This is a genomic window from Vagococcus sp. AM17-17 (genome assembly GCF_003471765.1).
In the GTDB taxonomy this organism is placed as follows: domain Bacteria; phylum Bacillota; class Bacilli; order Lactobacillales; family Vagococcaceae; genus Vagococcus; species Vagococcus teuberi.
In genome coordinates this window covers 1-20,010 of record NZ_QRJY01000018.1, presented here as the reverse complement: position 1 = coordinate 20,010, position 20,010 = coordinate 1, and the positions used below count along the sequence as shown (strand labels likewise).

Here is a 20,010-nt window from a genome sequence, read left to right as displayed (position 1 = left end):
TATTGTATAATAAGGTGTAATATCCTTACCACCATCATCTTTTGATTTAGCCAATAACATAGGATCAATCGAATATGTGTCGTATGGCTGCCCTGTTACCTTAGTTGTTTTTACCACTTCTCCAGTTACATTATCTACGAATTCTACTGTTCGCTCCCGATAAGGGTCATACGAAAATCCTTTAAATCGAACAGATTGTTCAGCTGCCAACCCCCCTACTGATCCACTCACTAGAAGTGAACCATATCTATATGATTCAGGCACAGTATACCAGATATCTTGCATCCCACCGAGTGCTGAAACTTGATAATTCAATCTTCTAGAACTAGCATTATAAGTTATGTTGACATCTTTATAATCAGAAACAAAAAAATTGCTTTCAAAAAGACCGATTTTGTTATTCATTTCTCTTTTTCCAAGTCCATTACTATCAGTAGACCACAGCTGATAATATGGTGTATTCGGTGGATCCTCCGCATCATCAGGATTTTGCCAATACTTAACATTATTATCATCTTTAGCATTTTTAAACAAATCGATAACTAATCCCATAGCATTAGGAATTCCTAACATACCTAAACCTTGACCGGACATACCTTTATTTAAGTCTGGCTGCCCTTGATAAAATATAAAACTAAATCCATCAGCAGGTATAGTATTATATTTTTTTACAACCTTAATAGCTGCTTGTAATGAAAAATCTGAATCAAAGGAAAGGTAATCGTTAAATGTAAAACTACCATTCGGAGTACTTGGAATATATTGAGTTAATCTTATATCAACATTATTTGGTGTTTGACTTACCTTTGTAGCAGCACCTTTGAGAGTAAAATTTTCATCAAATTGACTAGGTGTCAATTTAATTGTTTGATTTACAGCAACCACATTTTCAGAGAAAAATACAATATAACCAAAAAATAAAAATGTTATTACTAATTTTTTCATAATATTCTCCCAACATAAATTTTCATTTATTATACCATAAAAAATATTTTTTTTATACTTTATTCGATAGTGAAATTAAGTTAACAGAATGGTCTGTACACTAAATCGTATTAATTGATTAAATTCTATAAGCCATCCATAGAAACCAAGTAGTATCAAATTTTTTCAACTATTTTTTTAGGGCTTGTAGATATAAGGGAGCCATCTAACAAGCAATCAGCTACATTGTTTGGATGAACTTCTAAACCAGCACAACACTCATAAATAATCTCCCTAAAAAATACACTCCTTTCCAAAATAGTTGTAGCACTTTTCCCTTCTACCACTCTGTATACATCATAAATTCTTACATACTTAAGAGTGAGTGAGTTTACATTTGACGTATAGGTTACAAAAAAAGCCAAAGAGATTAACGTCTCTTTGGCTTTTAAGTCATTCAATAACTGAATAAATTATTAGTTGTTACAGTATAATAGTAAAGCAACAAGTAAAAAATCTTATATCAATTTTAGACTTTGCGACACAACCATTTTAAGGTTGACTTGCAACTGTCCAAGTAACAACTCCATGATAGTGAAAATCATTGTCAGTATCATTGACAGCTGATCCTGCTTTGATAATAAATTTATTATCTCCTAAATTGGTAGCAGCTCCATTTTTAGTGTCTGCATTAGATGTCATAATACGAGTTGCATCTGGTGATCCTGCTGGTAAAGTTAATGCATCCTCACCTGCATTACCAAATTGAGTTGTAGTTGATTCTGCTGCTGCTGGATCTACAGCTGCTGGATCTAAATCAGTTACCCCGTTAACAGTTACTTCATTTGTTCCGATAGCATAATCTAATACTTTAGATTTATTAATAACTAAAGACCCTTGTAAATCAGTGGTTTGATCTGCAGATGCGTCACGCGGAATAACATTTCCGTTTTCATCTAATTTGTCGATAGCACTTAATTTACCTTCTAAAATCCATTTTCCAAGTTTAGCATCATCTGTTGCACGGTCATCGGATACAGAAATATATTGTTGTTGTGAATTAGGATTTTCATTATTTAAAATTAATTGTCCTTTTGTTGCAGTCCCTTGGAAATCAAATGATGTTGGTTTGTGTACAATAGCTAATTTACCTTTGTAAGGACCGCCTGTTTCTTCACTACCTTTATCTGGTTTAATTGTAATATTTAGATCTGTTTCCGCAGAAGTTGCATCCGCATGAGATACCACACTGCCTAATAATAGAACTGAAGATAATAACATTGATGATAAAACAACTTTTTTCATTTTTAAACTCCCCTTCTTTATATTAATTTTTTAAAATTAACAAATTAATAATATCATATTTTTGTAAAAATACAACGTTAAAAAAACAAAAAAATAGTTGTATTCAAAAGGAAATAAAAAAAGACTATAATACAAGTCTCTATTTAGACATTAAAGAGCTAAGTTAATTATTAAGTATTAAGCATAATAGTGAGACAATAAGTAAAGAATCTTATGTCATTTTAGAATTTACAACAGAGATAGCTCATGGTTGTTTTGAGCATATTTTATCGCAAAGTCTCTGTTTAAAATCAACTAGCACTATATGTATTAGAATACTATCATAATCCACTATTTATTTATTCTAATGCTTAGTTTATAATTAGTTCATGTAAAGGGGGATATAATTATTGGTAATAAATTTTAAATAAACATTTAGAGTAAAAAAAGAAAATCGGTTCTGTAAAATTAAAGTTACGACACATAAATTTTATAAGAGGACTTTCTGATGAATAATTTTACTACAGAAATTATGAACAAACTAATCAATAAAGAAGATTTAGACGATTTATTTCGTGGTCATCTAGAGCTAGCTGTTCATTCATTATTACAGGCTGAATTGACTGCTTTTCTTGATTATGAAAAATATGATTGTGCTGGTTTTAACACAGATAATTCCCGTAATGATAATTACTCACGTTCTTTAAAAATAGAGTATGGAGAATGAAATTTAATCATATCCAGAGATAGAAATGGTATACGCTTATCAAGAAACACTACCAGCCTATAAAAGAATGGGTAATTCCTTGAAAACGACTATTATACAACTGTTTCAAAAAGGAATAACAATGTCTGAAATATTTAATCTAATTGAAAAAATGGATGATCATTATTAAACGCCAACAACCATTTTCAATAGTTGGTAAAATGGTATATGAAGATGTTTTATTAGTCGTTACATTACTCATTAATCCTGCTATATTAATTTTTTATAACTTTCCTTCTTCAATAAGAAAAACTATCTACTCAACTAAGTTAATTGAGATATTTAATAAGAAATTAAAAAAATATAAAAAGAGAAAAGAACAAGTCCCTAATGAGGAATCTCTGAAAAGATTCCTAGTTTATCAGTCCAATGAATATAACCAAAAATTTCTAGGTAGATTTCATAAAGGATTTAAGTAAATTCAAGATACGTTAGAATCAATACTTTAACTTAAAATAATAGAATGGATTTTCCATTTACATAAAATTATTGACGAAACCAAATAAAATTGATCCAACCCCAATAATTAGCTATTAATTTTGAATATAAGGTATAAAATGATTAAAAAATGAAGGAGATTGATTATGAATAAAATTTTTAACAAATATTCAACTATTTTTTTTATCTTTTTTATTTCATGGATATTATTAATGTTGCATGTACAAAAGTTATTTTACGAGATTCCAGAACTAACTACTGATGGAGCTTCATTAGTTATACAAATGTTAGAGTTTACCACATTTAGATCAAAAGAATTAGTTATTAATACTATAATTTATTTTATTTTATTATCTTTAAATTTGTTGTATATTCAATATATTGTGAGATACCAACCAATAAGGTATAGAAATTTCTTCTTATCTATTAATGTTGTCTTTTTTATTTATTCAATTGTTTTATCTAATATTTTTTATCCGATTACATTATTTATTATTTTTTTAGTATCTATTCTTGTATGGTCGTCACAAAAGGTATATGTAATATTTTCATCTTCATATATCATATATAATGAAGGCGATCTTATTTATTCTAGTGAAATGTTTTATGATGAAGAAACAGCTAAAATGAATTTATATGATTGGTTGAGTAATTTTCATTACCATAATAGTGTTGTTGGAGAAGTTATTAGTGATAATAATAAATTTTACTTTAATATATTTACAAAAAAGAAATTAAAAGTTGCTAGAAAGGAGTTATTTTTCACATGAAAAAGAAATTTAGACTTTTTTGTCTAATCCCTTTCATTTTAGGGATATTTATTATATTGTGTCCATCGAAAGTTTTAGCTGATGACAATTTGGGGATAGGTTTTGAAATAAAACCCATATATTCATCAACTCAAATTGATAATGATAGAGGGTATTATTATATAAAAACATCTCCTGGAGTGAATCAAAAAATAGAATTGGCTGTTTATAACACAGGCGATAAAGAGTTAACGGTTAAGCCTAAAGTTGAAAATGCTATAGCATCTACTCGCGGAACTATAGCCTATAATGCAGATGTAAAGTTAACGGATAAATCACTCCGACAACCCTTAACAGAAATCTTGGTTCCTGATCAAGAAACATTAACAATTGCTCCTGGTAAAGAAGGAATTTTAACATTTACATTAAAAACACCTACAGATTCATATGATGGTGTAAAAATGGGTAGAATTACAGTTGTTGAGGACAATAAGGATAAAAAAAAGAAAGCTGGTGTTTCAACGGAATATCAATATGCTTTAGGAGTTATTTTATCTGAATCTGGCGACGCTTTTAACGATGGTAAGACTCTTAATTTAAATGATGTAAAAGCAACTATTGATCTAGGAAGACGTTCTGTTATAGCTGAAATAATTAACCCTGAACCTAAAACAATTGAAAATTTAAAAGTACGTTCATATGTAACTAAAAAAGGAAGTAATACTAAAATTAAACAAAACAATATTGATAACTTTGTTTTCCCTCCAAATTCAAAATTAAATTTCTCCATTCCATGGGGACTTACTAACTTTGAACCAGGAGAATATATTTTTTATTTTAATGCTGATAATGGGTATGATAACTTTAAATTAAAAAAATCATTCACAATACGCGGTGAGGAAGCAAATAAATTAAATAAAGATGCTGCTTTTAAAGTTAATACTCCGCTATATATCAAAGTGATAATAGTAATCTTAAATGTTTCGTTATTTACAATTGTTATTTTAATAATCATTCGTAATAATAGGTGGATGCACATACTAAAAAGAAAAAATAAGAGAAAAAATAAGAGAAAAAATAAGAGAAAAAATAAGAGAAATTAAGAAAAATTACAGAGGAGCAAATAATAAATGAAAAAAAGAAAAAAATTGATATTATCCTTAATATTACTATTTTTTGTTTACTGCTCGTTAAATGAAAAAGTTTATGCTAATGAATTACAGGACCATGATAAAAAAACTGAAATGAATATTAAGATTTCTCCTGATGTTACGAAAGATAGTGATAATGGATTAGGAACAATAAATTCTAGTCAGGTTTTATACAGCCCACCTAGAGCAACTAATGTTAATAATTTACCAAAAACAGGTGAAATTGTAACATCCTTTACTCTTATTATTTTAGGATTGTCATTACTAGTTTTTGTATTAGGTATATTTATTAATAAATATATCCTAACAGATTATATAGAAACGGAGGTATATATATGAAAGAATATTTATGGGTTATAATATTGGGAATATGTGGATTATTATTATTATTCCTATTTGTTATGACTATTGCTACTAGTTCACAACTTATTACCAAATTACGATATTCTAAATCGAATTTATTATTGAATTTTTCATTATTAATAGGAGGTATAGTTGATATTGGTTTACTTATTTATCTAGTTATGGATGTTAAATCTCAAATTGAATTAATGAATAATTTATAATTAATATGTCTTTATGAAATTACTTTTTTATTTTTTGTTTCTAAATTAAAAAATAAGTAATTGAAGTCATATTCTGATTAATGTTCTGAGGCTGATCAAAAAGTAAATTTTTAAATAAACATCACTCAACTATAAAAATAGAATCCCATGAAATAAACGTTGTAATTAATGTATTTCATGGGATTTCTTCTATTTTAATAATTTTTTGGTCATCCTCGAAAATATTTTTGAGTTATGTAGACATACGATATTTCGTCTAGCTTAATTTGACAAAGACCTCATAAGAAGTGTCATTTTTATGAGGTCTATTTACTTTTTTATACTTTTGGAGGAATAGAAAATGACGAAAGTAATTACGACAGGAAATTTTAAAGGAGGAGTCGGAAAAACAACTAATGCAGTAATGATTAGTTATGAGCTATCCATGTTAGGTTATAAAACTCTTTTAGTTGATTTTGATACCCAAGCAAATGGAACTGATATGCTTAATAATACTTTAATCTCTGTTCATTCTAAATATCCTGATTTTAAAATGAGTGTAGGAAAAGCATTACAAACTGATACTCTTAATGAAGCTATAATTGAATTTAATGAAAATTTAGACTATCTTCCATCGTTTACTGATTTACAAAATTATGAAAAATTTTTATTTGATAATTTTGCGACAGATTATGAACAAGACTTTAATTTTAAAAAACATTTGAATAAAATTAAGATTAATTATGATTATGTTATCATTGATGTTCCACCTCAATTGAATAAATTTACAGATTCAGCTTTAGTTGCAAGTGACGGTTCTGTTGCAAACTTTAAAAGTACAAATCAAATAAAAATTTTTTTAAAACGAACTTCACTAAAATGAGAATAATAATGAACTCAAACCCTTGTTAAATCAACAAATAAAACAACCGACCTAATTTATACAATCATTAGGTCGGTTTATTCATGTTTTTAGGTAAAATATGCAAGATTCTACTTTAAAGATGATAGATAAAATCATTTTAAAAAATAATAATAAAACAGGAGACCATTGAATTGAAATTAATACCGATAACACAGTCATAATTATTTTATTTATCTATTCTAATCTATCCAGCTGTTTTATAAAGAGAATGATTAAAAATATACGTAACAAAATAATGATATACTATGATAAAAGTATTTGACATTGCCTATATGACAAATGGATTAGGCTGTTTTATCCATAATCTAAATCTACCCCTACAATGAAAACTAAGGAGATTGATATGAATATTTCAGATAAACTAAAAAATAATCGTAAACAAGCAGGTTTGACTCAAGAAGAAATTGCTCAAACATTACATGTTTCTAGACAAACAATTTCTAACTGGGAAACAGGTAGAAGTATTCGTGATATTTATAGTTTAGTAGAATTAAGTAATATTTATGATATTTCCTTAGATCATTTAGTGAAGGAGGATATCATCATGATGAATGAATTAAAAAAAGAGAATAAAGAGAAAAAAATAATCAATCGAGCTATTATTTCAAGTGCTGTCGGAGTAATACTAATGATAATCAGCTCGTTTATTAAAAGCTCTCATATTCAAGATTTTTCTAGAGGGTTTGGAATGGGCTTGTTACTAACGAGTGCTATTGTTTTAATCTTAACTAAAGTTCTACGAGGAATTTATAAATGAGGCTGACCCAAAAGTCTAAAAATAGAAAAAATCCCATGAAATAAGTTTATTAAAATCTTGATTTCATGGGATTTCTATTTTATTAGTTTAGTGATTTTTATTTAAAAAGTGACTTTTCGATCAGCCTTTATTTATTTACAGTATATAAACGTGAGTTAGGATATAAAATTCTGCTCAAAATATTTTAAGGATATAAATATCCAGTTAGCCGAATAGCCTAGAAAAAAAGCTTTTTTTCTTTTGTTTATTATCAACTTCTTCATTGTCTAAGATTGTCTCTTTTTCTTCTTGTACAGTCTCAGACTTGTCTTGAATATGTTTTAGACTTTCTATATACAAATTATTGTCTTGTAGTTGTTTAGTTAAAAGTTGTTGATTTTTCGTCAACTCAGCCAATGTTTCATTAGATTCTTTAAACCCTTCAGCTAGCTTATTATAGTTATCTTGAAGAATATCAAATTGTCTATTTCGAGTATCTAATTCTTTCTTTAACAAGTCTATCGCCATTAAGACATCTTTGTCTGAATCTTGTACATTAATTGTATTAACATTGTCTGATTTCTGTCTTTCTAGTGTCTCACTAGATGAAGTAATTCCTCTTAATTCTAATATGTATTGTATTCCTACATCTGTTAATTTCTTCGTTCCTGTTGAACTGTCAACACACTCATTATATAAATCAATATTTGTTTCCTCTAAATCATTCATTATCGAATAAACAGATGCTCTGGGAACATTGTACTGTTTAGAAAACTTTCCAAACGTCAACATATTAATTACTTCCTTTCAGCCAATTATACATAGGTACTTTTGGTAAATCCTCTTGAACAATCTTATCCTGTTTATCAAACAAAAATTTAAGTCTTACTACAGATCTACCTTTTTTGATTTTTTCAACTCTAATATTTTTAAAAATATTATTTAACTCTTCCATTGCAGGATTCAAAACTTGTCTGTCTATATCCGTCATTCTATAACTGTCTGGTATGTCTAATATCTGTCTAAAACTATCCATATTAACCACATAAAAACCAGTGTCTCTATACTGTTTAAGTAGTCTATAAAGTGTCTTAGTGTATCTACTACTAAGAGTTGTAAACTCTTTTAATTCATACTTAGTAAATTCAATTTGTAAATCATTTAAAATGTATTCTAAATCTGGATTAACTCGGATAGACACTTCTTGTTTATTTTCGTCTATTGAAAATTTGGTAAATAATACAAAGTACTCTGTTAAACCTTTTTCTTTTGTTCTATAGGTTAACGTCAACAGCTTTTGATACATTAAATCAGTATCTTGTATGAATCGACGATAACTTTTATCTGATTGGCCTGATATCTTTTTTAAATTATCAAAACTCAAACGAATATCTTGGTTTCCTTTATCTTTCATCTTGCTGCATACTGCAAAAAATATATCCATTTCAACAGATCTAAATTTTTTCAACGGTACAAGATTTAGATCATTTCTGTATACAACTGTCTCGTTAGACTCCATATTATCACCTCTTAGACAATATTATACAGATAAAATAAGGATATAACAATAATTTTTTATAGTTTAATAGACTTCTTTTTTGGTAATTTATATCCTCGTTCTGGATATTTATATCCTTATACCGGTAATTTATATCCTCGTTCTGGATATTTATATCCTTATACCCCTGTTCAGACTTACTCTACCAAGGGACACAGCCTTCCTACAAAGTACTTACAAAGATTTACAAAGTAATACAATAATATTAAATAAAGTAAAATCTATGTATTCTTAAATCAACATCATTATTTATAACTACTCTACATATTGTCGCAAACATAAAATGATAGATGATACCTAATATCGCTATGTTTTTTGATATCATAACTCATAATGAAATAAAGGAGGTTAGGTTTTATGAATATTTCAGAAGAAATTAAAAATCAACGATTAAAAAATAATTTGACGCAAGAACAATTATCAGAAATCTTAAATGTTTCAAGATCAACCGTTTCAAGTTGGGAAGTAGGAAGAAATTACCCTGATTTAGAAACAATTGTTGCTATTAGTGATTTATTTGATATATCACTAGATAAATTATTGAGAGGAGATAGAAAAATGATAGAACAAATTACGGATGATACAAAACTTAGAAAAGTACAAACTAAAAGAATAAAATTATTATCAGTAGGATTGATCTTTATAATAATTGTATTAATCATTCTAGGCTATAAAAGCATTTATAATCAAGAAATTGTAAATGCTAACCAAATAGACTCAATAAAAATGACAGACAGAGGTGAAGTTCTAATAAAAACAAATCTCCCCTTTTATAGAAGTACAGACGAAATAGCGATGGCTGAAAATGTAAAGAATTCTAATACCATGGATATTAGAATTGGTAGTAAATTTGATTGGACTTTAAAGAATGATGAAGTAGTAGAGGTTCATCCATACACTTTTCCTAATTTAAAACAAATTAATATTGTAAATAAATACGGAGAGATTATTAAAACCTTCTTGATTAAATAGATAATCTATTAATTATAAGGGCCTCAGAATCGATTCTGAGGCCTTTAAATTTATTTTACGATAATTATACCTGTTTTATTTAAAATTTGTCAGAATTAACATAAATCACGTTATGCATAGTTAAAAATCAGATGTTATACTTATCATAACCACTTGATATAAGTGTTATAGAAAGTAAGTTTTTAACATACTCCTCAATCCATTAATCTATATTTTCTCAATTATTTGAGAAAATATAGATTAATAAATAACAACAGGTCCATAAGGTTTCCTACTAAAAATCGAAAGATAAAAACCTTAAATATAATATACAAGGATAAGAACATGAATACATACAATAAAAAAGATAATCCATTTTTAGTGAAAATTAATAGTGAATTACATTTTAACATCGAGGATATTATTATTCTAATTTGTTCTATTTTTATTGCATCTATTGGTTTGAATATGAATTCAACACCAATTGTTATAGGAGCAATGCTTATTTCTCCTCTAATGACTTCTGTGATAGGGATAGGAATTAGTTTGGCTTTTCAAGACACTTCCATTTTAAGAAAATCAATAACCTTACTAGCGCTACAAGTAATTGTCAGTCTAGTTGTTTCAACGCTATATTTTTCTTTCTCACCACTTACTTATGCAAGTAGTGAAATAATAGCCAGAACAAATCCTACAATCTGGGATGTTGTGATTGCTTTTACAGGAGGAGTAGCTGGTGTAATAGGGTTTAAGAAAAAAACTGCTAATAATATTGTTCCTGGAGTTGCTATTGCTACAGCACTTATGCCACCTCTTTGTACATTGGGATATGCTATTTCAATTCAGAGTATGACTTATATTTTTGGTGCGTTCTATTTGTTTGTTATTAATATCTTTTTCATCAGTCTTTCGACATTTATAACTGTTTATATTTTTGAAGCAAAACATGATAAGCAGATTGATTCAATAAAAAAGAAATCAACAAATGCAATGTTCATTATCTTGACGATTATTATTATTATACCTAGTATTTATACGGCTTCGTCAATGGTCAAAGATTCATTAAATGAAAATAATTTAAATCGATTTATTGAAAGTGAATTAAAAGACTCACTGATTTTAGAAAAGAAAATCTCAAAAGAAAAAAAAACAATTCATTTAACATTATCAGATACAAGTATCAATGATACTAAATTACAAAGTTTACAGAATAAATTACCAGAATATCATCTAGGTAATATGGATTTAAATATTAAACAAATTACTGAAACAGATAGTTTATCTGGAAAAGAATTAGAACATTTAATTCGACAGCTGATTGACTCAGAAACTTCTGTGAGACCGTCCGTCAAGGAAGACCCCCAGACTCTAGAGGACTTCATTATTGAAAAAAACAAAATAATAAAAACAAACTTTCCACTTGATATTAAAAAATTATATATGAATTCAGAAGTAGCTAGTAATGAAAAACAAATTAAAAACGTGCTAACCATAGAGCTTAAATCCAATCTTACGAAGAGTTTGGAAAGTGACATAGAAAGCTATGTTTTAGATACTTATAATAATAAGATAGATAATTTATCAATAGTATTTAAGGAAGATGAGAATTAGATAAAGCGAAGATTGAAAATGGCTATGAGTTAGTCAAGAAAAGTTAACACGTGCTTAATAGATATAACAATAGGTATAGAGAACAGTTTTTGACAAACATAAATTCAAAAAAAAGATAAAAAGGAGTGAGAGAAAACCACTCTCACATTTTACTTAAAGCAGTCGCTTACGCTCCTTTGCTAAAATATTAAACCTTTCTTTAAAGAAATTCTTTGGATAGCTTTAAAATACAAAAAAAGAGGTCTCTACGCTCTTTTAGTATAAAATCTTTATAGAAACTAATAAAACGTCTTTCAGACGGTCAGGGCAATCCTTAACAACCCTAAAACAATTTTTAAAAGATTATGCTATATTATTTAATGGCACATAGCCTATTTCAATTTGAAAGGGGGTGCTAGATATATGTTTGAACAAATCTTCTTGTTATTCGCCACGACTGTTTTTACAACCGTAATTTCAGTTATAGCTAAAAAGTTATTCAATCGTTGGTTTGACGATAAAGATGGTGAATAAAGGCATAGTGCCAACAAACCTACACGCTAGAACTTCGCACTAGTGTAAAAAAAGCCACTACCTTGGCAGAGGTAGTGGCTTTTGTGCTAGATATACTAGCAAATCTTCTTGTTTTCGCATATTTATTATATCATGATTCTAAATAACAATCAAAATCCATTGTTTACATATTTTTTTATTACTTAACACTATTCCAAAACTTATCACCCCATGCACATATATTATCGACTATTGGTAATAATTCCATTCCAATATCTGTTAGTTGATATTCAACTTTTGGAGGAACTACAGGGTATACAGTTCGTTTAACTATGTTGTCTTTTTCTAATTCACGTAACTGCCTAATAATCATTCTTTGATTAATATCTGGCAGCATCTTTTCTATTTCGCTTAATCGTAATATAGGTTTTTGTAACAAAGACCAGACAATTGCTATTTTATATTTTCCGCCAATAACAGACATAGCTAAATCCTTAGTATTGACAAAATACTTTTCATTGTAATTATACATAAAAGGAACCTCATTTATTATTTTTGATTTATATTTTTAGAAATTATATCAATTAAAATTTATAGTGTCAAAAACGTCAGTATTGATTTTGTTGTCATTGTTTATATAATAAAGCAATAACGTACAAAAAGTATTTTAATAAATAAGATAGATGAGTAATCTAATTATGAAAATGGATGGAGAATAGTTATGAAAAGTAGAGCTGCTGTTGCATTTGGTCCAAATAAACCATTAGAAATTGTAGAGATTGATGTGGAAGATCCAAAAGAAAATGAAGTTATGGTTAAAATATTGTATACATCTGTCTGCCATACAGATGCTTATACTTTATCAGGTGAAGATCCTGAAGGTGTATTTCCTGTTGTGTTAGGACATGAGGGAGCTGGAGTCGTTGTAAAAGTTGGTTCTGATGTTACATCAGTTAAAGAAGGAGATCACGTTATACCTTTATACACAGCAGAATGTGGTAAATGTAAATTTTGTTTATCTGGAAAAACAAATTTATGTTCTGCTGTAAGAGAATCACAGGGAAAAGGAGTAATGCCTGATGGTACAACTCGTTTTTCATATAACGGTGAACCAATTTATCATTACATGGGTACCAGTACTTTTAGTGAGTATACAGTAGTAAACGAAATTAATTTAGTGAAAATAAATGAAAATGCACCATTAGAAAAAGTTGGATTGCTAGGTTGTGGTGTTACAACAGGTATAGGTGCAGTTGAAAATACAGCAAAAGTCGAAGAAGGGGCTATTACTGCTGTATTTGGTTTAGGAGCTATTGGTCTTGCAGTTATTCAAGGTTTAAAGAAAGTTAATGCTCAACGTATTATTGCAGTCGATACGAATCCTGACAAATGGGAATTAGCGAAAAAGATGGGAGCTACTGACTTTGTAAATCCTAAAGATTATGAAAAACCAATACAAGAAGTAATAGTTGAAATGACAGATGGAGGTGTAGACTATAGTTTCGAATGCATTGGAAATGTTGAAGTAATGCGATCTGCATTAGAATCATGCCATAAAGGATGGGGAGAGAGTATTATTATTGGAGTTGCTGGAGCAGGAAAAGAGATTCACACGCGCCCATTCCAATTAGTAACAGGACGTGTATGGAAAGGCTCTGCTTTTGGAGGAGTGAAAGGTCGAACTCAATTACCTGGCATGGTTGAAGAATTTATGGATGGAAAGATTGATTTAGATTCGTTTATTACACATAGACTAAGTTTCTCTCAAATTAATGAATCATTTGAGTTACTGCATAACGGTGAATCAATTCGAACTATGTTAACTTATGGAGATTAGATGTATGGACTTGAAAATATTGGAAATTCATACTTCTTTTGGTGGAAAGCAAATTAAATACCAGCATACTTCAAAAATTTTGAAATGTGAAATGATATTTAGTTTATTTTTACCAGAATCTAAATCAGAAACAGTTCCACTTATTTGGTGGTTGGCAGGTTTAACTTGTACAGATGATAATTTTAGTCAAAAAGGAGCATTTCAGAAATATGCCTCTGAGCAAAACGTTGCATTTATTATGCCAGATACATCACCTAGAGGCAATGTTGCTGATAGTGATGACTGGGATTTAGGACAGGGAGCTAGTTTTTATATAAATGCTACTTTAGAACCATGGAAAGAAAATTTTCAAATGTATGATTATCTAACTAAAGAACTTCCTGAATTGGTGTACACTTTAATTCCAAATTTCTCAGGAAAAGAAAGCATTATGGGACATTCAATGGGAGGTCATGGTGCATTAGTACTTGGGCTAAGAAATCCAAACCGATTTGTTTCTATCTCAGCATTTGCTCCAATATCTAATCCAAGCAACGTTCCTTGGGGAAAAAAAGCCTTCTCCTCTTATTTAGGAAATGATAAGTCAGCATGGAAAGAATGGGATGCTACAGAAATTATAAAAAAATCAACCAAAAATAATGTTCCGATATTAATAACACAAGGTACAGATGATAACTTCTATGAGTTACAGTTAGATGAAGAAGCATTTTTATCTGCTGCTAAAAATGTTGATAGAGACGTAACATATAAAAGAGAAATAGGTTATGATCATAGTTATTTTACTATAGCAACATTTATTGAAAGTCATATTAAATTTCATTTAAGAGAATTAAAAAAAATATGAAAGGAAAGCCTTCAGAATTATACTGAAGGCTTTAAGTATTTTGTAGAGTTAATATAAATCAAATTATACCTAGTGAAATCAAAGACAATCAAACTTGTACTTGATTATTACAATCTGTTTATATATAATCAAGTATGAACTTGAATGAGTGATTTTGGAGGAATAAACGTGACAAATGAAATATGTGAGATTACTTGTATTCATGAGGAGCAAGTAACTAATTCAAAAGAGAGATTAAAAAATACTAATAGCAAAGATCTAAGTTCTTTATTTAAAATTTTATCAGATGAAAATAGATTCAAAATATTACATGCTTTAGCTTATGAAGATCAACTATGTGTATGTGACGTAGCCAATATTATTGGAGCAACTATGGCAAATACATCACATCATTTGCAATCATTAAAAAAATTAGGTGTTGTAGATAGTAAAAAAATAGGCAAATTAGTTTATTATTTTAGTTCTGATGATAGGATTGTTGAATTGATAAATTTAGGAAAACAACTAGAACAGGGTGATAGCTATGAGTAAAGAAACTTCTAGTAAAACATATCGAGTAGAGGGATTAAGCTGTACGAATTGTGCTGCTAAATTTGAAAAAAATGTTAAAAGTATTGAAGGTGTAACAGATGCAAAAGTAAACTTTGGTGCTGGAAAAATTAAAGTTGAGGGAACATCTTCCATTCAAGAAATTAAGTCTGCTGGAGCTTTTGAAAATCTAATTATTCAAGATGAGGACAATCAAGAATCTGAAGGGGAACAGAAAGATTCTTTCTTGAAACGTAATTGGACATTAGTTATTTCAGTAATATTAATAGCCATAGCTTTTTATTTTAGATCTACTGCAGGCGAGAATGATATCATAACTAAAAGCTTATTTATATCAGCTATCGTTATTGGTGGATTTAGTTTATTTACAGAAGGAATTAAGGATTTACTTAAATTAAACTTTTCAATGGAAGTTTTAATGACAGTAGCAATTATAGGCGCATCAATTATAGGTGAATGGGCTGAAGGTTCTATTGTAGTTATCTTATTCGCTGTTAGTGAAGCCCTTGAACGATTTTCAATGGATAGAGCAAGACAATCTATTCGTTCGTTAATGGATATAGCACCAAAAGAAGCTTTGATTAGAAGAAATAACGAAGAAAAAATGATAAATGTTTCTGACATTCAAATAGGAGATATTATGATTATTAAACCAGGGCAAAAAATAGCTATGGATGGGGTAGTCATTAAAGGACATTCTGCTGTTAATCAAGCAGCAATAACGGGTGAGTCTGTTCCAATTGAAAAACAAATTAAGGACGAAATTTTTGCAGGAACTTTAAATGAAGAGGGAATTTTAGAAGTGGAAGTGACTAAACATGTTAATGATACAACCATTGCTAAAATCATTCATTTAGTGGAAGAAGCACAAGGAGAACGAGCACCTGCACAAGCATTCGTTGATAACTTTGCTAAATACTATACCCCTTCTATCATGGCTATTTCGGCTTTAATTATCATTATTCCACCATTGTTTTTTGGTGGTGATTGGAATAAGTGGTTGTACCAGGGGTTATCACTATTAGTAGTTGGTTGTCCTTGTTCATTAGTTATCTCAACACCTGTTTCAATCGTTTCAGCTATTGGAAATTCAGCTAAAAATGGTGTGCTGGTAAAAGGAGGTATTTATCTCGAAGAAATCGGAGGATTAAAAGCAATCGCTTTTGATAAAACAGGGACTTTAACCAAAGGAACGCCTTCTGTAACAGACTTTGTTGTAAGTGACACAAATCAAGAAAATCAGTACTTATCTATCATTTCAGCGTTAGAAATACTTTCTCAACATCCTTTAGCTTCAGCCATTCTTAAAGAAGCTGATAGAAGAGAGTCAAACTATCAAATGATCGATATTATGAATTTTAAATCAGTAACTGGTAAAGGAATTAAAGGTGATTATCAAGGTACAACTTATTTTGTTGGAAGTCCTAAATTATTTGATTCAGAATTAATTAGGCAAGCTAGTGTCATGAAAAATTATGAGAAGTTACAAGAGCAAGGAAAAACCGTCATGATTTTTGGAACAGCACAAAATATTTTGGCAATTATCGCAGTTGCTGATGAATTAAGAAAGTCAAGTTCAGAAGTAATCGCTAAGCTTCATCAGTTAGGTATTGAACATACAATTATGTTAACTGGTGACAATATCAGAACAGCTAAATCAATTGGAGAACAAGTTGGTGTGACAGACATTAAAGGTGATTTAATGCCACAAGATAAGTTAGATTATATTAAAGAGCTTAAAGAAAAGTATGGAAAAGTGGCTATGGTAGGAGACGGAGTAAATGATGCTCCTGCGTTAGCATCAGCAACTGTTGGGATTGCAATGGGTGGGGCTGGAACAGACACAGCATTAGAAACAGCTGATGTTGCCTTAATGGGTGATGATTTACAAAAGTTGCCATTTATTGTTAATCTTAGTCGAAAAACACTAAAAATCATCAAACAAAATATTACTTTCTCTTTAAGCATTAAATTCTTAGCTTTATTACTAATTATTCCAGGATGGTTATCACTTTGGATTGCTATTGTTGCAGATATGGGAGCAACTTTATTAGTAACACTTAATGGATTGAGATTGATGAAACAGAAGTAAGAAATAGTTATTTATCTCGTTGATTAACATAATCTCGCTTTAAAGAAGTACCACATCTACCAACACGTCGAGACTCCCACTTTGTGAATCTTAACTGGTCTACCTCAAAATTAAAAAAGAAGCCTTATTTCTAGGGCTTCTTTTTTTGGCAAGATAGTGAAATTTTAAAAAGAGTTTGGTGGGGAAATGTTATTGAGTTGAAAAAGGCAAGCATCGGGTTTGGACGTCCAAACCCAAAAAAAGAGAGTGTTAGGTGTCACCTAATACCGAGTAAAAAGACCAGGAGAAATGATCTTCCTTCAGAAGAATTTCTCTTGGGGAACGTTGGGGCTTTGCTCGATTGTAAAGTGAAATAAATTAATCTAATCTTGAAAAGAAATGTTTAATTTAGTATCAGTTACTTTAGAAATACGATTCAACATTTTTAGAGTAGGACGACAATTTCCATTTTCAATTCTTGATATAACGGATTGAGAGGTTCCTAATAAATTTGCCAAATCTTTTTGACTGAGATTCAATTTATTTCTTAGTTCTACAACAGCAATTGCATAAGTTGTGTTTAGTTGTTGTTCATCGAACCATAATTTAAGTGTAGAATCTTCATTCAATTCCTTTTCTAAAATGTTAGAAAAGGGAACTGTACTCAATATATTTTGAGTCATATAAAAAACACCCTTCCTTTAAATTCTCCCAAACAAAAGATCAAAAAATGATTAAGGACTAAAAAACTTGATTTAAGCCCAGTAAGAGCATAAGGGAAACAGACACCACTAGTCGTGGTGTGTTGATAGTATCAACGTTTCCAGTGATAGCATTTTTTTTCGTGTGGCACACACTTGGCACACAGTTTTTTTAGCCTTTTTTTGATGTGGCACACATTTGGCACACAGAAAAAATGACTTGATTGATTGAAAATATAACAAAAGGATCTAGTTTTATAATTCTTAAAGTTATCTTCTTTTTGCTATTCCTTTTCTGTTGCAAATAATGAGTTTGTCCGGACAAACTCATTATTTTAACTCTGCCTATCCAAAAAAGCTTGGCTAGTTAGAGTTAATTTTTTGGAGGACCCAATCCCCTTTTTTATTTTTTTAGTGAATGCTGCTTACTTCAATTTAAAAATTATTTTAGATAAAGAGGGATTGGGAAACTTCCCAAAAATTGAAAAGAGCCTAACCGATTTTGAGGTTAGCTCGATTCAAAAAACTAGTTTGACCGGTCAGACCATATGCTTGCAACAGTAAAGTGATAGTCTATTTATTTTTTCTGATTCATAGCTTCAATTCTTTTTCTGAAGTACTCTTCTTCTTCAGCAGACAGAGGTGTTTTGGTTACATTTTCATTTGCCCAATCCGGTAAAGTTTCTTTTCTTTGAGATTTATTTTTATATTTTTCGTCAATCCACTCACCTGTTTTTTCTTTTTCAAATGTAAAAGTGTACCCTGTTAAAACTCCACCACGTCCTCGACCGGCTTTTTTATTTTTGGTAATTTTTAAATTTCTGAAGATAGCATCTTCATCTGAACCACCCAGTTGTTCTAAAATTGGTTTCAAAATTTTCTGATCAATGTTAGATGGTCGATAACTTTTAGGAACATCTAATAGCAATCTAAAATCTTCTATTGTGACTTTCCACCATCCAGTAGTTCGGTATTGTTTGAGTAAACGATAAGCAGTTTTTGCGTAAGTAGATTGAATACGAATAAATTCATCCAATTCAAATTGAGTGAACTCCATGCCTATTTTATTAAAGACATATTCAAATTGAGGATGAACCATAACTTTCAAAGTTTCATCATTACCATTAATTTTAAAAGTTTGAAACAAAACAAATAAGTTTGCAGACATACCATCATCAGTTCGTTCTAAATAATTTAAAGAGCCTAATTTTTTTGAAACACTAATCAAATCATCTACAAATTCTTTTTTAGTAAGATTCTTTTTAAATTTAGCCAACTCTTTTAATTGAGTAAAAGTAAACATCGTTTCGTAGTTAGATGTATCTCTTATTTTCGCGACAATAGAAAACAGAATATTCATTTCTTTTTCAGTCCATGTTCTCATTGTCGCAGTATTCAAATCGTTTTGATATTTAACAACTTCGTTCGCCATATCCTCACCTCTTGAAATCATTATACAGTATTAAGGCAACTTTGCAACATCGGTTGCCTTAATACTCCCAATCAGTTGCCTTAATACTCCCAATCGGTTGCCTTAATACTCCCAATCGGTTGCCTTAACATTGTTGAATCAGTTGGTGCTATTGTCGTACAGCCACCCTAAAACATCTTTTAAAACATCTTTAAAACATTTATATAACATTGCTCCCTATTTTTCCTATCTAAAAATCACTTCTTTTTACTAAATGGATCTATGCGTAAATCTAAAAAATATAAACAAGAAGTGAGAGAAAAGATTCTGTTGCAAAGTTTTTCATTTAATCCAATTTAAGTTAAAATGAGAACAAAAGATGGTTAGGAGCTTTCAGATGACTCATTTTAAAGTGAAACAATTCAAAAAAGATATTATTACCGTAGCTGTTGGCTACTATTTAAGAT

18 protein-coding genes and 3 pseudogenes are annotated in these 20,010 nt (G+C 29.5%); 14 read left to right on the top strand and 7 right to left on the bottom strand.

The window, feature by feature from the left end; all coding sequences use genetic code 11:
- Together DW196_RS10480 and DW196_RS10470 are read right to left on the bottom strand one after the other, a co-directional pair.
- A partial coding sequence (locus DW196_RS10480) for a hypothetical protein (RefSeq protein ID WP_147408687.1) occupies window positions 1–945 on the bottom strand: 945 nt, incomplete at its 3' end.
- Window positions 946–1,476: 531 nt separating this feature from the next.
- Entirely contained in the window at window positions 1,477–2,229 is a 753-nt protein-coding gene (locus DW196_RS10470; RefSeq protein WP_118251218.1) for a hypothetical protein, read from the bottom strand.
- Between the two features lie 487 nt (window positions 2,230–2,716).
- On the opposite strand from DW196_RS10470, the pseudogene DW196_RS10465 reads away from it, so the two are divergent.
- The 7 genes and pseudogenes from DW196_RS10465 (at window position 2,717) to DW196_RS10435 (ending at window position 7,539) form a co-directional block, all read left to right on the top strand.
- Window positions 2,717–3,393, top strand: a pseudogene (locus DW196_RS10465) (transposase).
- A 165-nt stretch (window positions 3,394–3,558) separates the two neighbouring features.
- Window positions 3,559–4,182 (top strand): hypothetical protein, encoded by a 624-nt coding sequence (locus DW196_RS10460; protein ID WP_118251217.1) that lies wholly within the window; start codon window positions 3,559–3,561, stop codon window positions 4,180–4,182.
- Window positions 4,179–5,264 (top strand): DUF916 and DUF3324 domain-containing protein, encoded by a 1,086-nt coding sequence (locus DW196_RS10455; RefSeq protein ID WP_118251216.1) that lies wholly within the window; start codon window positions 4,179–4,181, stop codon window positions 5,262–5,264. Before DW196_RS10460 ends, DW196_RS10455 begins: the two co-directional genes overlap by 4 nt.
- A 27-nt stretch (window positions 5,265–5,291) precedes the next feature.
- A complete protein-coding gene (locus tag DW196_RS10450; protein WP_118251215.1) occupies window positions 5,292–5,651 on the top strand; it encodes an LPXTG cell wall anchor domain-containing protein in 360 nt (119 codons plus the stop codon).
- Complete coding sequence (locus tag DW196_RS10445) at window positions 5,648–5,878, top strand: hypothetical protein (RefSeq protein WP_118251214.1); 231 nt, start codon at window positions 5,648–5,650, stop codon at window positions 5,876–5,878. The genes DW196_RS10450 and DW196_RS10445 overlap by 4 nt, the downstream gene beginning before the upstream one ends.
- Window positions 5,879–6,218: 340 nt before the next feature.
- Window positions 6,219–6,671: pseudogene (locus DW196_RS10440) on the top strand (ParA family protein); the annotation flags it as partial.
- A gap of 454 nt (window positions 6,672–7,125) precedes the next feature.
- Entirely contained in the window at window positions 7,126–7,539 is a 414-nt protein-coding gene (locus DW196_RS10435) for a helix-turn-helix domain-containing protein (protein WP_158563571.1), read from the top strand.
- A 204-nt stretch (window positions 7,540–7,743) separates the two neighbouring features.
- Here DW196_RS10435 and DW196_RS10430 read toward each other — a convergent pair whose 3' ends face one another.
- Window positions 7,744–8,310, bottom strand: a complete 567-nt coding sequence (locus tag DW196_RS10430) for a hypothetical protein (protein ID WP_118251211.1) — start codon at window positions 8,308–8,310, stop codon at window positions 7,744–7,746.
- 1 nt (window position 8,311) lies between these two features.
- Window positions 8,312–9,037 carry a replication initiation protein gene (locus DW196_RS10425; protein ID WP_071457896.1) on the bottom strand — a complete coding sequence of 242 codons (726 nt, stop codon included), beginning with the start codon at window positions 9,035–9,037 and terminating at the stop codon, window positions 8,312–8,314.
- 396 nt (window positions 9,038–9,433) lie between these two features.
- Here DW196_RS10425 and DW196_RS10420 point away from each other — a divergent pair, with 396 nt between their 5' ends.
- Both DW196_RS10420 and DW196_RS10415 read left to right on the top strand, forming a co-directional pair.
- The gene (locus tag DW196_RS10420) at window positions 9,434–10,048 is read left to right on the top strand and encodes a helix-turn-helix domain-containing protein (RefSeq protein WP_118251210.1); all 615 of its coding nucleotides are present in this window, start codon (window positions 9,434–9,436) and stop codon (window positions 10,046–10,048) included.
- A gap of 324 nt (window positions 10,049–10,372) precedes the next feature.
- Complete coding sequence (locus DW196_RS10415; RefSeq protein WP_071457895.1) at window positions 10,373–11,638, top strand: TIGR00341 family protein; 1,266 nt, start codon at window positions 10,373–10,375, stop codon at window positions 11,636–11,638.
- Between the two features lie 691 nt (window positions 11,639–12,329).
- Here the strand turns inward: DW196_RS10415 and DW196_RS10410 are convergent.
- Complete coding sequence (locus DW196_RS10410; protein ID WP_118251209.1) at window positions 12,330–12,662, bottom strand: helix-turn-helix domain-containing protein; 333 nt, start codon at window positions 12,660–12,662, stop codon at window positions 12,330–12,332.
- Between the two features lie 189 nt (window positions 12,663–12,851).
- On the opposite strand from DW196_RS10410, the gene DW196_RS10405 reads away from it, so the two are divergent.
- The 4 genes from DW196_RS10405 to DW196_RS10390 all read left to right on the top strand — a co-directional run bounded on the left by DW196_RS10405 (window position 12,852) and on the right by DW196_RS10390 (window position 17,452).
- Complete coding sequence (locus tag DW196_RS10405; RefSeq protein ID WP_118251208.1) at window positions 12,852–13,967, top strand: S-(hydroxymethyl)glutathione dehydrogenase/class III alcohol dehydrogenase; 1,116 nt, start codon at window positions 12,852–12,854, stop codon at window positions 13,965–13,967.
- A gap of 4 nt (window positions 13,968–13,971) precedes the next feature.
- Entirely contained in the window at window positions 13,972–14,811 is an 840-nt protein-coding gene (fghA, locus tag DW196_RS10400; RefSeq protein WP_118251207.1) for an S-formylglutathione hydrolase, read from the top strand.
- Between the two features lie 168 nt (window positions 14,812–14,979).
- On the top strand, window positions 14,980–15,342 hold the full coding sequence (locus DW196_RS10395; protein ID WP_079348685.1) for a metalloregulator ArsR/SmtB family transcription factor: 363 nt from the start codon (window positions 14,980–14,982) through the stop codon (window positions 15,340–15,342).
- Window positions 15,335–17,452: a heavy metal translocating P-type ATPase gene (locus tag DW196_RS10390; protein WP_118251206.1), complete on the top strand. Its 2,118-nt coding sequence runs from the start codon at window positions 15,335–15,337 to the stop codon at window positions 17,450–17,452. The genes DW196_RS10395 and DW196_RS10390 overlap by 8 nt, the downstream gene beginning before the upstream one ends.
- 362 nt (window positions 17,453–17,814) lie before the next feature.
- Here DW196_RS10390 and DW196_RS10385 read toward each other — a convergent pair whose 3' ends face one another.
- Together DW196_RS10385 and DW196_RS10380 are read right to left on the bottom strand one after the other, a co-directional pair.
- A complete protein-coding gene (locus tag DW196_RS10385) occupies window positions 17,815–18,114 on the bottom strand; it encodes a helix-turn-helix transcriptional regulator (RefSeq protein ID WP_118251205.1) in 300 nt (99 codons plus the stop codon).
- Window positions 18,115–18,709: 595 nt separating this feature from the next.
- The gene (locus DW196_RS10380; RefSeq protein WP_158563570.1) at window positions 18,710–19,564 is read right to left on the bottom strand and encodes a replication initiation protein; all 855 of its coding nucleotides are present in this window, start codon (window positions 19,562–19,564) and stop codon (window positions 18,710–18,712) included.
- A 376-nt stretch (window positions 19,565–19,940) separates the two neighbouring features.
- Here DW196_RS10380 and DW196_RS11510 point away from each other — a divergent pair.
- Window positions 19,941–20,010 (top strand): annotated as a pseudogene (locus DW196_RS11510) (IS6 family transposase); the annotation flags it as partial.